Genomic DNA, 13,982 nt, shown 5'->3' on the forward strand with positions numbered 1-13,982 from the left:
CTCCTTAAATTACTTCAGGTGCCAATGACACGATCTTCATGAACTTATCACCGCGAAGTTCGCGAGTAACAGGTCCAAAAATACGAGTTCCGATTGGCTGCAAGTTGGCGTTCAAAATAACAGCTGCATTACTGTCGAAACGGATGGCTTGACCATCTGGACGACGAACCGCTGCTTTAGTGCGAACTACCACCGCGTTAAGTACATCACCTTTTTTAACTTTACCGCGTGGAATTGCTTCCTTTACAGTAACTTTAATGATGTCGCCGATGCCGGCGTAACGACGGTGAGAGCCACCAAGAACCTTAATACACTGTACGCGACGCGCGCCTGAGTTATCAGCCACATCTAACGTAGTTTGCATTTGGATCATGTTTAGTGCTCCGCTAATTAAATTTATACTTCAATGTCCTTTCGGACTTGCCGCTTCTAGTCATTATTGACTACCCCCTACAAAAGGGCGCGCAAGTATAACTAAGTGATGGTTGAAATACAACCTAATTAAACACCTGATTAATTAATAATCGGTTATTAAATTGTAAGTCATTGCTCAGCATAGTTATCTTCTAAAAGAACAAAACTAAAAATAAAAAACCGGAGCTTTCGCTCCGGTTTTTTAAGCTAATTACTTCAATAAATTAAAGAGATTTAGCTTTTTCGATTACGTCTACCAAAGTCCAAGTTTTATTCTTAGAAATTGGAGCGCATTCACGGATTAAAACCGTGTCACCGATACCACATTGGTTAGTTTCGTCGTGAGCGTGCAACTTAGTTGTACGCTTAACGAACTTACCGTAGATAGGGTGTTTTACCTTGCGTTCGATAGTAACAACGATAGATTTCTCCATCTTGTCACTAACTACGCGGCCTTGTAATGTACGGATATTTTCGCTCATTACGCACCTGCCTTGTTTTGTGCAATTACTGTTTTAACACGCGCAATATTGCGACGTACTTGACGCAGTAAATGTGTTTGAGCTAGTTGGCCAGAAGATTGTTGCATGCGCAAGTTAAATTGCTCACGTAACAAACCTAGTAGTTCAGCTCTTAGCTCTTCTACAGTTTTATCTTTAAGATCGCTAGCTTTCATTACATCACCGTTCTAGTTACAAAAGTGGTTTTGAATGGCAGTTTACGAGCCGCTAGGCGGAACGCTTCACGTGCCAATTCTTCTGCTACACCGTCCATTTCGTAAAGTACTTTACCAGGTTGAATTTCAGCAACCCAATATTCAACATTACCTTTACCTTTACCTTGACGAACTTCTAACGGCTTAGCCGTAATTGGTTTGTCAGGGAACACACGGATCCAAATTTGACCTTGACGTTTTACGTGACGTGTCATTGCACGACGAGCTGCTTCGATTTGACGTGCAGTCATACGACCACGGCCAGTAGCCTTAAGGCCGAAAGTACCAAAGCTAACCTTGTTACCGTTCTGAGCTAGACCACGGTTGCGGCCTTTATGCTGCTTACGGAATTTTGTACGTTTTGGTTGTAACATCGTCTACTCCTACTTAGCGCTTTTGCTACGACGCTTCTTCGCTGGTTTAGGTTGTTTTGGTTCCTCTTGAGAGATAGAACCGAAACCACCAAGTACTTCACCTTTAAAGATCCATACTTTCACACCGATGATGCCGTAAGTAGTTAATGCTTCAGAAGTTGCATAGTCGATATCTGCACGTAAAGTGTGTAGTGGTACACGACCTTCACGATACCATTCTGAACGTGCAATTTCTGCTCCGCCCAAACGACCGCTTACTTCAACTTTGATACCCTTTGCACCAACACGCATTGCGTTTTGTACCGCGCGCTTCATAGCACGACGGAACATAACACGACGCTCAAGCTGGCTAGAAATGCTTTCAGCTACTAGCTGTGCATCTAACTCAGGCTTGCGAATCTCTGCGATGTTGATTTGAGCAGGTACGCCTGTCAATTTCGCTACAACGTTACGAAGTTTTTCAACGTCTGCGCCTTTCTTACCAATTACAACACCCGGACGAGCCGTGTGAATAGTAACTTTGATAGATTTAGCTGGACGTTCAATCGTAATCTTTGAAACTGAAGCGTTTTTTAATTCTTTAGTCAAGTATTGACGAACTTTGATATCGCCATTTAAGTGACTTGCGTAATCTTTTGTATTCGCGTACCAGGTAGCAACCCATGGTTTAGTGATACCTAGGCGAATCCCCGTAGGATGTACTTTTTGACCCATTAGTAAATCTCCTAGTCCGCTACTACAACAGTAATGTGTGAAGAGCGCTTAAGAACGCGATCTGCGCGGCCTTTTGCACGAGTCTTAATACGTTTCATGGTTGGACCTGCGTCTATCATGATTGTCGCAACTTTAAGTTCGTCGATGTCTGCGCCTTCATTATGCTCAGCATTTGCAATTGCAGACTCAAGAACTTTCTTCACCAAAACAGCAGCTTTTTTATTGCTGAAATTTAATACGTCTAACGCCTTGTCGACTGGTAGACCACGAATCTGGTCAGCTACCAAGCGAGCCTTCTGTGGAGAAGTGCGGGCGAAACGATGTTTAGCTATTGCTTCCATTATTTACTCCTTACTTCTTCTTAGCTTTCTTGTCAGCCGCGTGACCGCGGTACGTACGAGTAGGTGCAAATTCACCTAACTTATGGCCAACCATTTCGTCAGATACAAACACAGGAACGTGTTGACGACCATTATGGACAGCGATGGTCAATCCAATCATATCAGGAATGATCATTGAGCGACGAGACCAAGTTTTAATTGGTTTCTTGTTCCCGCTTTCCAAGGCTGCTTCAACCTTCTTCAGCAAGTGTAGGTCAATAAAAGGACCTTTCTTGAGAGAACGTGGCATGGTATTACCTCACTAATTATTTATTACGACGACGAACAATGTACTTATCAGTACGTTTGTTCTTACGAGTCTTAGCACCCTTAGTCGGTTTACCCCAAGGAGTAACCGGGTGACGACCACCAGAAGTACGACCTTCACCACCACCGTGCGGGTGATCAACCGGGTTCATTACAACACCACGGACAGTCGGACGAACACCACGCCATCTGCTTGCACCAGCTTTACCAAGCTGACGAAGCATATGTTCAGCATTACCTACTTCACCTAAAGTCGCACGACAATCAGAAAGAACTTTACGCATTTCGCCAGAGCGAAGACGTAGAGTAACGTATTGACCGTCACGTGCTAATATTTGCACATATGCACCAGCTGAACGAGCAATCTGAGCGCCTTTACCAGGCTTAAGCTCAACATTGTGTACAGTACTACCTACAGGCATGTTACGCATAGGCATAGCATTACCAGCTTTGATAGGTGCATTGATACCAGACATAATCTGATCACCAGCTTTTAGGCCTTTAGGTGCAATGATGTACTTACGTTCACCGTCTGCATAAAGAACTAACGCGATGTTTGCGCTTCGGTTTGGATCATATTCCAAACGTTCAACTGTTGCCGGAATACCGTCTTTATTACGTTTGAAGTCAACCAAACGATAGTGTTGCTTGTGACCACCACCGATGTGACGAACAGTAATGCGACCATTGTTATTACGACCGCCAGATTTAGATTTTTTCTCTAAAAGTGGTGCGTATGGTGCGCCTTTATGCAAGTCAGTGTTAACTACTTTCGTCATATGACGACGACCAGCAGATGTTGGTTTACATTTTACTAGAGCCATTTTTTACTCTCCAATTACTCTGCTGCGCCGTCTTCAAGATCAAGGCTTTGACCGTCTGCAAGAGTTACGTAAGCTTTTTTCCAATTCTTACGACGACCCATGCGAGCACCAGTACGTTTTGCCTTACCTTTAACGTTAAGAGAGTTAACTCGCTTAACTTCAACTTCGAAAAGTTTTTCAACAGCAGCTTTAATTTCTTCTTTAGTAGCGTCAACAGCAACTTTGAATACTAACGTGTTGTTAGCTTCAGATGCTAAAGTGGTCTTTTCAGAAACATGTGGAGCTACTAATACTTTTAACAAACGTTCTTCGCTTATCATGCTAGCATCTCCTCAATTTGTTTAACTGCACCAGCAGTTACCAATACTTTATCGAACGCAATTAAACTAACTGGGTCGATTGTTGCCGCATCACGAACGTCAACTTTATATAAGTTGCGAGCTGATAAGAACAAGTTCTCAGATACTTCTTCAGTAATGATCAATACGTCTTTTAAGCTCATTTCATTTAACTTAGCAGCTAGTGCTTTAGTTTTTGGAGTTTCAACTTCAAAGTTGTCAACTACCACGAAACGCTCTTGACGAACTAACTCAGAAAGAATGCTTTGAATAGCACCACGGTACATTTTCTTATTCACTTTTTGTGAATGATCCTGTGGCTTAGCAGCGAATGTTACGCCACCAGAACGCCAGATAGGACTACGAATAGTACCGGCACGAGCACGACCAGTGCCCTTTTGACGCCATGGCTTCTTACCACCACCGCTAACTTCTGAGCGAGTTTTTTGAGCTCTAGAACCCTGGCGAGCGCCTGCAGCGTATGCAGTAACTACCTGGTGAACTAATGCTTCATTGAACTCACGTCCGAAAGTAGCTTCTGAAACTTCAACAGCGCCTGTTGCGCCTGTAAAATCTAATTTCATCACTATTCTCCGGATTACGCTTTAATAGCAGGTTTAATGATGACGTCACCGCCAATTGAACCTGGTACCGCGCCTTTAACTAGAAGTAAATTACGCTCTGCGTCAACGCGCACTAACTCAAGGTTTTGAGTTGTAGTACGTACGTTACCCATTTGGCCGGCCATCTTCTTACCTTTAAATACACGACCTGGTGTTTGGTTTTGACCAATAGAACCAGGAGCACGGTGAGAAAGAGAGTTACCATGAGTTGCGTCTTGCATGCTGAAATTCCAGCGCTTAACACCACCTTGGAAACCTTTACCTTTTGACGTACCAGTTACGTCAACCAATTTAGCGTCATTAAATACTTCTACAGTAATATCGCTACCAACTTCGATACCTTCGCCTTCATTTGCAGCTAAGCGAAATTCCCACATACCACGACCAGCTTCAACACCTGCTTTCGCAAAGTGTCCAGCTTCTGCCTTAGTAACGCGGTTCGCTTTCTTAGTGCCTGCAGTCACTTGAAGTGCGCGGTAACCGTCGGTTTCTTCGTTACGGATTTGAGTAACACGGTTAGGTGTCGCTTCAATCACTGTAACTGGAATTGATACACCATCTTCTGTGAAGATACGTGTCATTCCCACTTTACGTCCGACTAGACCAATAGTCATTTTGAAACCCCTTTAATCTCTCGATTAACCCAGACTGATCTGAACATCTACACCAGCGGCAAGATCTAAACGCATAAGAGCATCAACAGTTTTTTCTGTTGGCTCAACAATGTCGATTAAACGCTTGTGCGTACGAATTTCATATTGGTCACGCGCATCTTTATTTACGTGTGGAGATACCAATATAGTGAAGCGTTCTTTGCGAGTAGGTAGTGGAATAGGACCACGAACCTGCGCGCCTGTACGCTTTGCCGTTTCAACGATCTCTTGTGTTGACGCATCGATTAGACGATGGTCGAACGCTTTCAATCGGATACGAATACGTTGACTGTTCATTTTATACCTCAAAAGAGCATTTTAGAAAGAGCATAAAAAAACATCGCACTACCCCCATTTTATTGGACATAAGCGAAGCTTTCTTATCTATTAATTGGACTCACAATTGGAGCCCCTGTATATCTGCTAACTAATTGTTAGCTTTCAAACCGATAAAAGAGCATCTTAAATATTTCGGTTTGTCTCAAAAGAATCCTTACGGAAAAATGAGAGAGCGCATTATATATAAATTGAGTATAAATACAACACTTATTTCTGAATAAATTAAGCCAAAGCGGCTGTCTGTATGGACATGCCGCTAAGTGTTTAATATATGTACTAATTAAACTTCGTCAGCGGTGAAGTCGAATAATAACTCTGCACCAGACTCAATTTGTAGCTTAAGTGAATGTATTCTAGGTAATACTCTAGCAAAGAAGTAAGTCGCTGTTTTCTGTTTACTCGTTGTCGTTACTTCATCAATACTTTCATCTTCAACAGCCACAACCATTTTCGCCCACATATAAGCATAAAATACATACCCGCATAAATGTAAGAAATCTACTGATGCTGCACCTATCGCGTTTTTGTCACCTTTAGCTTCTTCCAATACAGTTGCTGTAACTTCTCTTAATAGTAAAGCGCTATCGTTTAGCTGCTTCATCATTGAGCCATTTACGCTTTGGTTTTCAAGGCTGAATTCTAGAATTTCATCAATTAACAGGTTAAGTGTTTGACCGCCATCCATTGCAACTTTACGACCCATCAAGTCAAGAGCTTGGACTCCGTTAGTGCCCTCGTATATCTGTGTAATGCGACAATCTCTTACTAGTTGCTCTTGTCCCCACTCACGAACATAGCCGTGCCCACCGAGAACTTGCTGTCCTGCTACACAGCCATCTAGGCTAGTGTCGGTAACAAATGCTTTTGCTATTGGAGTCAATAATTGAGCCTTAGCATTGGCGAGTTTCGCTGTTTCTTTATCTTGGCTGAACTTAGAAATATCTAGTTGCACAGATACGTAAGTACCAAAAGCTCGAGCTGCTTCATTCATAGCTCGCATATTAAGTAGCATGCGTCGTACATCCGGGTGAACAATTATAGGATCGCACTCTTTGTCCGTCATTCTTTCTGCACCTTTACCTTGACCTCTATCCATGGCGTAAAGTTTTGCATTTTGATAAGAGCGTTCTGCGGCTCCTAATCCTTGAAGACCAACTAAAAGTCTTTCGTAATTCATCATGGTAAACATAGCAGCTAAGCCCTTGTTTACTTCACCAACTAAATAGCCTTTTGCGCCATCAAAGTTAATAACACAAGTAGCACTAGTATGAATGCCCATCTTGTGTTCAATAGAACCGCAAGAAACTGCATTCGGAGTCGTTAAAGCGCCTTGAGAATCGATATTAATTTTAGGCACTAAAAATAACGATATACCACGAGAACCAGCAGGTGCATCCGGTAATTTAGCTAGCACTAGGTGGACAATATTTTCGGTTAAGTCATGCTCGCCGCCAGAAATAAATATCTTGCTACCCGTTATGTCGTAGCTGCCATCTTCTTGTGGTATTGCTTTTGTCTTGATTAAGCCGAGATCAGTACCAGCGTGTGCTTCTGTTAAACACATAGAGCCAGTCCACTGACCAGAATACATATTTGGAAGATAAAGCTCTTTAAGCTCTTCAGATGCATGTGCATTAATAGCTAAACAAGCACCAGCGGTTAAACCTGGATACAAAGCAAAAGCAAGGTCAGCTGAACACATCATCTCTTCGTGCATAGCAGTGATAGTTTTTGGCATTCCCATACCACCAAAGTCAGGATTACCAGCTAGGCCAATCCAACCACCTTCAGCTACAACGTTATATGCATTTTTATACGAATCAGGAGTCGTTACATTACCTTCAGAAAATAACACGCCTACTTCATCCGCAGCTCTACTAAACGGCGCTATTGCTTCTTCTGTTACTTTTGCGCTTTCTGCTAATATCGCGCTAGCCGTTTCTACATCTATCGACTCTGCTAATTCTGGTGTGTCTTGCCAAAAGTCTTGAACTTTAAAAGTGTTAAATAACAAAAAGTTCATATCATTTAGTGGTGCATTATACTGACTCATAATTCTCTCTTATTCATTTACCTGTGCTGAACTATACAACATTAATCCCGATAAAACAGGGTTCAAACTACCTAATATCCATCGAACATACGTTAATTGTTTATAAATGGTTTTAATTGTGAGCATTAATGAAAGTCTCTACTTTTTATTTCAAGTTCCTGAAGCTCATCACTCAAGTCTATTAGCTTTCCCGCTATTACATGAATGACTCTCCCTTCACGCTCCACAACGCCTTTTACTTTGAGTAGTTTAGACGTTAGAAACGACTTTTTCTGTGCTCGAGCAGTAGCGACCCAAATAACAACATTAGAACTGCCAGTATCATCTTCTAATGTAACAAATGTGACACCACCAGCAGTTCCGGGACTTTGCCTTCCAGTAACCAGGCCTACTACAGTTACAACAGATTTATGCCTACATGATATTAGATCCTCAGCTGCTGTATACTTTCCAAGTAACCCTTTTTCTCTTAATAGCTGGATTGGATGGGAGTGAATACTAATATTAGTAGCGGCATAGTCTTCTAGCATTGATTCAACTTTTGTTGGTGTTTTAACAATGTGTTTCGTGTAACTGTCTAAGTCTAATTCCTGATGGGGTGTTGAGCCCTCATCAATATTTTTAAATAGCGGTAATTCGGCTTCCATATTCATTAATGACCACCTCGTTGTGTAACGGTCTCCACTAATCATGGCAAACGCATTAGCACTAGCTAATAGTTGTAAGTCTCGTTTATTTAAACCACTACTTGTTATTTGGTTTAAGTGTGTAAAACCGTTTTCTCATGTTTTGCTTTAGAGGTCATTATCAAATCAACCGAACTCTCAGAAAAACCTTTAATAAGTCGGAAACCTAGCCTTAGCTTTACTTCACCTTCGGTTATTACCAATTGATGATCCCAACAAGAAGCATTAATACAAATAGGGAGTATGTCTACACCGTGTCTGCTAGCATCTTGTAGTAACTGAGATGGGCCATAAAAACCCATTGGTAAGCTATTCAAAAGACCACAATAAAATGCAGCAGGGTAATAGTGCTTTAGCCAAGATGAAACATAGGCCAACACAGCAAAACTTGCAGAATGCGACTCTGGAAAACCATATTCTCCAAACCCACAGATTTGTTGAAAGATACGTTCAGCATACTCCTGTGTATACCCTCTTTTTGACATACCGTTAATGAGTTTGATGCGAAACTTTTCTATCTCTCCATTCTTTTTCCACTTACCCATGGCGCGTCGTAACTGATCTGCTTCTCCACCAGAAAAGCCCGCTGCAACCATCGCAAGCTTAATGACCTGCTCTTGAAATATTGGTACACCTAAAGTTCTCGAGAGTACCGACTCAACGTCTTCTGAAGGGTAAGTTATTGGCTCTAAACCATCACGTCTACGCAAGTAAGGGTGAACCATTCCACCTTGTATAGGACCAGGCCTTACAATGGCTATCTGTATAACCAAGTCGTAATAGGTAGCTGGTTTTAACCGAGGTAACATGCTCATCTGGGCTCTTGATTCAATTTGAAACACCCCAACTGTATCCGCGGCTGATATCATCTGGTATACATCCTGATCATCACCACCAGCGGTAATATCAGCAATACTTAGTTTTGTATTATAGAAGCTTTCAATATACTCAAAAGACTTTCGAATCGCACTCAACATACCTAAAGCCAGTACATCAACTTTCAGCAGTGCTAACGTTTCTAAATCATCCTTATCCCATTGAATAACGGTTCGGTTATCCATAGCTGCATTTTCTACCGGCACTAATTCATGTAAAGGGCCAGAGGAGATAATAAACCCACCGACATGTTGGGATAAATGCCGAGGAAAACCTTTAATTTGCTCTACTAATGAAATAAGTTGCTGAGCCTTACTAGAGTCTATGGATAAACTTAAAGTAGAAATTTGAGAAAACCATGGTTCCGCCGCATCTCTTCTATTTATATTCTTTATAAAAAAGTCTAGTTGAAGCTCTTCATAACCTAATGCTTTACCCACCTCTCTTATGGCACTCTTTGTCCTATAGGTCACTACCGTTGCTGCTAGTGCTGCGTGTTTCCGGCCATACTTTTCATATATGTACTGATAAATTTCTTCTCGGCGCTGATGCTCAAAATCAACATCAATGTCTGGTGGCTCATTTCGTTCTTTTGATATAAACCGTTCAAATAAGACATTAATTTGTGATGGATCTACCGCCGTGATCTCTAAACAAAAACAAACCACTGAATTTGCCGCTGAACCTCGCCCTTGATAAAGAATATTCTGCGTTTTGGCATACTGAACAATATCGTAAATCGTAATAAAAAAGTGTTCGTATTCCATTTCATGAATAAGCTTTAGCTCCTTCTCTATTAACACTTCTATATCAACTGGTACGCCTTGAGGAAATCGATACTTTTTACCTTCGTTAACTAGTTCTTTTAGATATTCCGAAGGTGATGACTGAGACGGTATTAACTCCGATGGATATTCATACCTCAGTTCGCCTAAATCAAATGTACAGAGATCCGCTATTTCCAAAGATATATCTAAGTATTGTTTTTTATATAGTGTTTGTAACTTAGAGATAGGCCTTAACGATTGCTCGGCATTAGTGAGTGCTTTTCTACCAATGTTGTTAACTTGCGTGCCTTGCTTAATCGCTGTTAATACATGTTGTAAAGGAAGCCTGGTGATGCAATGCATTAGTACTTGCCCACAAGCAACGATTGGTAACTGATGGCGTTTAGCAATCTCTTCACAGTTGTGAATATAACAATGCTCTCTGTTTGTTAGCTTTCTGGTCATTCCTATATATAACTTTTTAGGAATAAACTTATTAAGTCCTTTTAACCAAGTTAAGTTAGTTTCGTCTTTGTTAAGGTCACCGCTAGCATGCCAAAGAATGATGCACTCACGAATTGACTTTAGATCCCAAAGGTTAAGCTCATACTCGCCTTTATCACATCGACGCCTAGCATTCGTAATGATTCGGCAGAGCTCAGCATAGGCTTTTCTATTTGGGCACAATAGCGTGAGTTGAATGTTATTTTGATATTCAAACTGACTCCCTACTATTAGCTTTATGTTTAAACCTTCTTTTTTTACATGCGAATAAGCTCTAACCACTCCAGCAACAGAGCATTCATCGGTTATTGCCAAAGCGCTATAACCTAACTGACACGATTGCTCTATCAACTCCTCAGGAGAAGAGGCTCCTTTTAAAAAAGTGAAGTTGGAGAAACAGCTTAGTTCCGCATAACCACCCTCTTGGCAGGCTTGTTGTTGGCTCATGCGAAACCAACCTTGCACAAACCACTCTTGTTTAGGTGTGCGATAAATCCATAACCATTGCCCTTGGGAGTTTTGTGCAATGAAGTAATCTCGATAAATAGATTTACCATCCCACCAGCCCGTTAATATACGCTCAGGTCCATGTAACGCCTTTACTGGCTCTACTAACTTTGATGCCTTTGCTTGTATAAAACTAGGTCTTTGCATAGCGGTTTCGTGGTTAACAAGTAGGTTACTGTTTTTTGTGCACAGATCCGTGTTTAGTTTCGTTACTAACTCTGGATTAATCGAATCGATGAATGTTGGCCGAGTTACCTTTCCCGTAGAGAGCTTTGCTATCAGTTTGTTATGTAATTGAGTGGATTCGAGTTGACTCATTTTGTCGCTGAAAATATCTTTGGTCCGGCTTTGTTGAGGTTCTAGCCCTACACATTCTAAAGAAATAGTAACGGCTGGCTCCAATAATTTAACGGACTCTAATTGCAACTTAATTAGTCGTAACCAAACGCTAGCTTTATATTCCCCTCCAGCAGCGATGACGTTAATGGTTAGCCCACTGTTATGTCTGTATAAAAATGTGAACTTCAATTGGCTAGATAATAAGTTTCTATTTCTAAAAAATAGCTCTAACTCTTTTAGTAACTTATTTATTGGGTTAATTAGTATATTTGCATTGGAGATTTCAAACAGTAACTCCAGTGTGCGTTTATAATGGAGTGTTGGACTGAACAAACTCATTGGAAACTTAATTTGACCAGACAATTGCCCTAAGTAAGTGAATACCGACAAGTCGAAACGCTTTGATAAAGACTTTAATGGAATCGCTAATACATCCCCTATTCGCTTAAATCCAACTCGGTGAAATTGCTCTTTTTGTGCTTTGGTTAATTCTAAGTAGTCAGTTGGTAGACTATTGATATATTGCTGAGCCAATACACTTTGGTCATATAACGTATTATGTTTGGATAAGGCTATCAATTTGGCACTCAATGCTATAGGAGCCGCCCCATATGAGTAACTAAAGCCTAAATTATTTAGTTGAGCAGTTATGGTAGACCAATAAGTACTTAAGCTTTCATACAGTCTAAGCATGTTATCAATCCTAAGGAACATACCTTGCGGAGCATCTAAACTTATATCTGCAGTATACCGGTAGAGCATATTCGCAATGTTCGTTAAACTTTCCTGTTCTATCTTTTCCTTATACTCTACAACCTCAATATCTGAGGTTATTGAAATAGCCATCGCTAAGCCCATATTCAGCTTTATACCTGCTGTCAGTGCTACCTGATTTGCTTGAGTAACTTGGTTAGAAAAAGGGTCAACGATAATGACGGCTGTGTCTTTAGAAGTCTCTAAAGCTTCTAATTGCAGAGAGTCAAAATTCAAATATAGCCATAACATAAGTTATAACGTCACTAGTGGTTCACGATATTAGGAAACGCTAAAACATTACTAGGCTCTCTGCTTGTAGCCTGCTCTGAATTAGTAATGGTGAAGTCTTGCCACCTCTCTGTCATATTAATAATAAATGGAGATGATCCTATTCCCCCTTTTTGCTTATCTATTTTGACTTTTATCCCCATAGGGTGTGCATGTAATGACAGGCTTAAAGCGCTCGGTAACGATAAAAAGCGAGTGCCTTTTGATTTTGCTTGGCTATTTCTGATAAGTATTAAGCTACTCGCACCTTGCTCACAAGCTAACATTAAGCGTCGAACCTGTTTGATACTAAGCTCTGCTTGCCAAAGTACGACTGTGCTACAACAACCGCTATTAAGACACTGCTCTGCAGCCCATAAAGCTTCCACTGGATCATAAGCAGGTATAATAAGTGTTTGTGACAGTTCTAATCCATTTGCTATTAAAAATTCGGCATTGAGCTGAATTGGAGGAGCAATAAAGACACATTCCGCTTTTTGATTGCCTTGTTGATCCGCGAGGAATGGCAGTATTAACCTTAACTCCCCTATGCCTAACATCGACTTAACTTCTATAATTCCGGACGTTGGAAAGCCACCGTGAAGTCGGTTGTCTAGCTCATCATAATGAGTTTTAGCCTTAGCGATATGGTCATTGTTTTTACAGCCGTACCAAACCAGGCCTTTATTTTGATATTCATTTAGCTCTAACATAACACCACCCACTGTTTATTTATACAGTATAATAACAGTTAAAATTTATGCAAAGCTATAAATAAAAAAAGCCACCAATTGGCAGCTTTCTATCTGAATTATATGAGGTTATTTTAGATGCATTGTAAAGGTATACCTATATTGCCTATTACTGTAAAAATAAGATCAGTAGTCAAAACCTTGTAATGCTTTTACTCCAGAGTCAAAAGCATGCTTAATATTTTTAACTTCACTCACGGTATCTGCGGCTTCTATTAACTCTCGATGTGCAGCGCGGCCCGTTATAATAACTGACTGCATTTTTGGTCTATTGTTAATGGCATCAATAACTTCCTCTAAAGGTATATATTGATAAGTCACCATATAGGTAAGCTCATCTAATAAGACAACATCAATACTAGGGTCCTGCAAAAACAACTTAGCTTTAGACCAAGTTTCAAGAGCCGCTTTGGTATCTGACTCTCTATTTTGAGTGTCCCACGTAAACCCGGTTTTCATCACCACAAAGGGGACTCCATGCTTCTCTAGTAGGTTACGCTCACCACACTCCCACTCACCTTTAATGAATTGCGCAACAGCGGCTTTTTTATCATAACCAACACAGCGCGTCACAACACCAAAACCCGAGGTAGATTTTCCTTTTCCATTTCCTGTAATAACTTGAAAAATACCTTTCTCAACTTGAGCAGACTCAACTCTTTGATCAACTTGTTCTTTTAAACGCTGTTGGCGTTCTTTGTGTTTTTGATCTTTATTTTGATCGTTTTCATCGTTCATCATTTTCTAAAAACTCTTCTACACTCATTGTGCTTGGCAAGATAAAGCAAAAATATAGGTTAGTACAACTATCTATATTTAATGACTTTTCAGATA

At 40.8% G+C, this 13,982-nt stretch carries 15 protein-coding genes and 2 pseudogenes; all 17 read right to left on the reverse strand.

The annotated features are described in order from the left end of the window. Positions 1–4: 4 nt before the first annotated feature. The 17 genes and pseudogenes from rplN to cobO all read right to left on the reverse strand — a co-directional run bounded on the left by rplN (position 5) and on the right by cobO (position 13,886). Complete coding sequence (rplN, locus tag GNP35_RS13435) at positions 5–373, reverse strand: 50S ribosomal protein L14 (protein ID WP_155696642.1); 369 nt, start codon at positions 371–373, stop codon at positions 5–7. Between the two features lie 265 nt (positions 374–638). Then, positions 639–896 (reverse strand): 30S ribosomal protein S17, encoded by a 258-nt coding sequence (rpsQ, locus tag GNP35_RS13440; RefSeq protein ID WP_155696644.1) that lies wholly within the window; start codon positions 894–896, stop codon positions 639–641. Continuing rightward, on the reverse strand, positions 896–1,090 hold the full coding sequence (rpmC, locus tag GNP35_RS13445; RefSeq protein WP_155696646.1) for a 50S ribosomal protein L29: 195 nt from the start codon (positions 1,088–1,090) through the stop codon (positions 896–898). The genes rpsQ and rpmC overlap by 1 nt, the downstream gene beginning before the upstream one ends. Beyond that, complete coding sequence (gene rplP, locus GNP35_RS13450) at positions 1,090–1,503, reverse strand: 50S ribosomal protein L16 (protein ID WP_155696648.1); 414 nt, start codon at positions 1,501–1,503, stop codon at positions 1,090–1,092. Before rplP ends, rpmC begins: the two co-directional genes overlap by 1 nt. A 9-nt stretch (positions 1,504–1,512) precedes the next feature. Beyond that, positions 1,513–2,217, reverse strand: coding sequence for a 30S ribosomal protein S3 (gene rpsC / locus GNP35_RS13455; RefSeq protein ID WP_155696649.1), 705 nt, complete (start codon positions 2,215–2,217; stop codon positions 1,513–1,515). Between the two features lie 11 nt (positions 2,218–2,228). After that, a complete protein-coding gene (gene rplV / locus GNP35_RS13460; RefSeq protein WP_155696651.1) occupies positions 2,229–2,558 on the reverse strand; it encodes a 50S ribosomal protein L22 in 330 nt (109 codons plus the stop codon). Between the two features lie 10 nt (positions 2,559–2,568). After that, the gene (gene rpsS / locus GNP35_RS13465; protein ID WP_155696653.1) at positions 2,569–2,847 is read right to left on the reverse strand and encodes a 30S ribosomal protein S19; all 279 of its coding nucleotides are present in this window, start codon (positions 2,845–2,847) and stop codon (positions 2,569–2,571) included. Positions 2,848–2,863: 16 nt separating this feature from the next. After that, entirely contained in the window at positions 2,864–3,688 is an 825-nt protein-coding gene (gene rplB, locus GNP35_RS13470) for a 50S ribosomal protein L2 (protein WP_155696655.1), read from the reverse strand. Between the two features lie 14 nt (positions 3,689–3,702). Further along, positions 3,703–4,008: a 50S ribosomal protein L23 gene (gene rplW, locus GNP35_RS13475; protein ID WP_155696657.1), complete on the reverse strand. Its 306-nt coding sequence runs from the start codon at positions 4,006–4,008 to the stop codon at positions 3,703–3,705. Next, on the reverse strand, positions 4,005–4,610 hold the full coding sequence (rplD, locus tag GNP35_RS13480) for a 50S ribosomal protein L4 (protein WP_155696658.1): 606 nt from the start codon (positions 4,608–4,610) through the stop codon (positions 4,005–4,007). The genes rplW and rplD overlap by 4 nt, the downstream gene beginning before the upstream one ends. A 14-nt stretch (positions 4,611–4,624) precedes the next feature. Beyond that, positions 4,625–5,263, reverse strand: coding sequence for a 50S ribosomal protein L3 (rplC, locus tag GNP35_RS13485; protein ID WP_155696660.1), 639 nt, complete (start codon positions 5,261–5,263; stop codon positions 4,625–4,627). A gap of 24 nt (positions 5,264–5,287) precedes the next feature. Beyond that, positions 5,288–5,599, reverse strand: coding sequence for a 30S ribosomal protein S10 (gene rpsJ, locus GNP35_RS13490; protein ID WP_105051487.1), 312 nt, complete (start codon positions 5,597–5,599; stop codon positions 5,288–5,290). A 322-nt stretch (positions 5,600–5,921) separates the two neighbouring features. Then, positions 5,922–7,694, reverse strand: a complete 1,773-nt coding sequence (locus GNP35_RS13495; RefSeq protein WP_155696662.1) for an acyl-CoA dehydrogenase C-terminal domain-containing protein — start codon at positions 7,692–7,694, stop codon at positions 5,922–5,924. Positions 7,695–7,819: 125 nt separating this feature from the next. Then, positions 7,820–10,974, reverse strand: a pseudogene (locus tag GNP35_RS13500) (error-prone DNA polymerase). A 984-nt stretch (positions 10,975–11,958) separates the two neighbouring features. Beyond that, a pseudogene (locus tag GNP35_RS16405) lies at positions 11,959–12,378 on the reverse strand (Y-family DNA polymerase); the annotation flags it as partial. Between the two features lie 14 nt (positions 12,379–12,392). Continuing rightward, a complete protein-coding gene (gene imuA / locus GNP35_RS13510; protein WP_155696664.1) occupies positions 12,393–13,109 on the reverse strand; it encodes a translesion DNA synthesis-associated protein ImuA in 717 nt (238 codons plus the stop codon). Between the two features lie 165 nt (positions 13,110–13,274). Beyond that, positions 13,275–13,886, reverse strand: a complete 612-nt coding sequence (gene cobO / locus GNP35_RS13515; protein ID WP_155697144.1) for a cob(I)yrinic acid a,c-diamide adenosyltransferase — start codon at positions 13,884–13,886, stop codon at positions 13,275–13,277. Positions 13,887–13,982: the final 96 nt, after the last annotated feature.

The organism is Psychrosphaera haliotis, assembly GCF_009728465.1.
Taxonomy (GTDB): domain Bacteria; phylum Pseudomonadota; class Gammaproteobacteria; order Enterobacterales; family Alteromonadaceae; genus Psychrosphaera; species Psychrosphaera haliotis.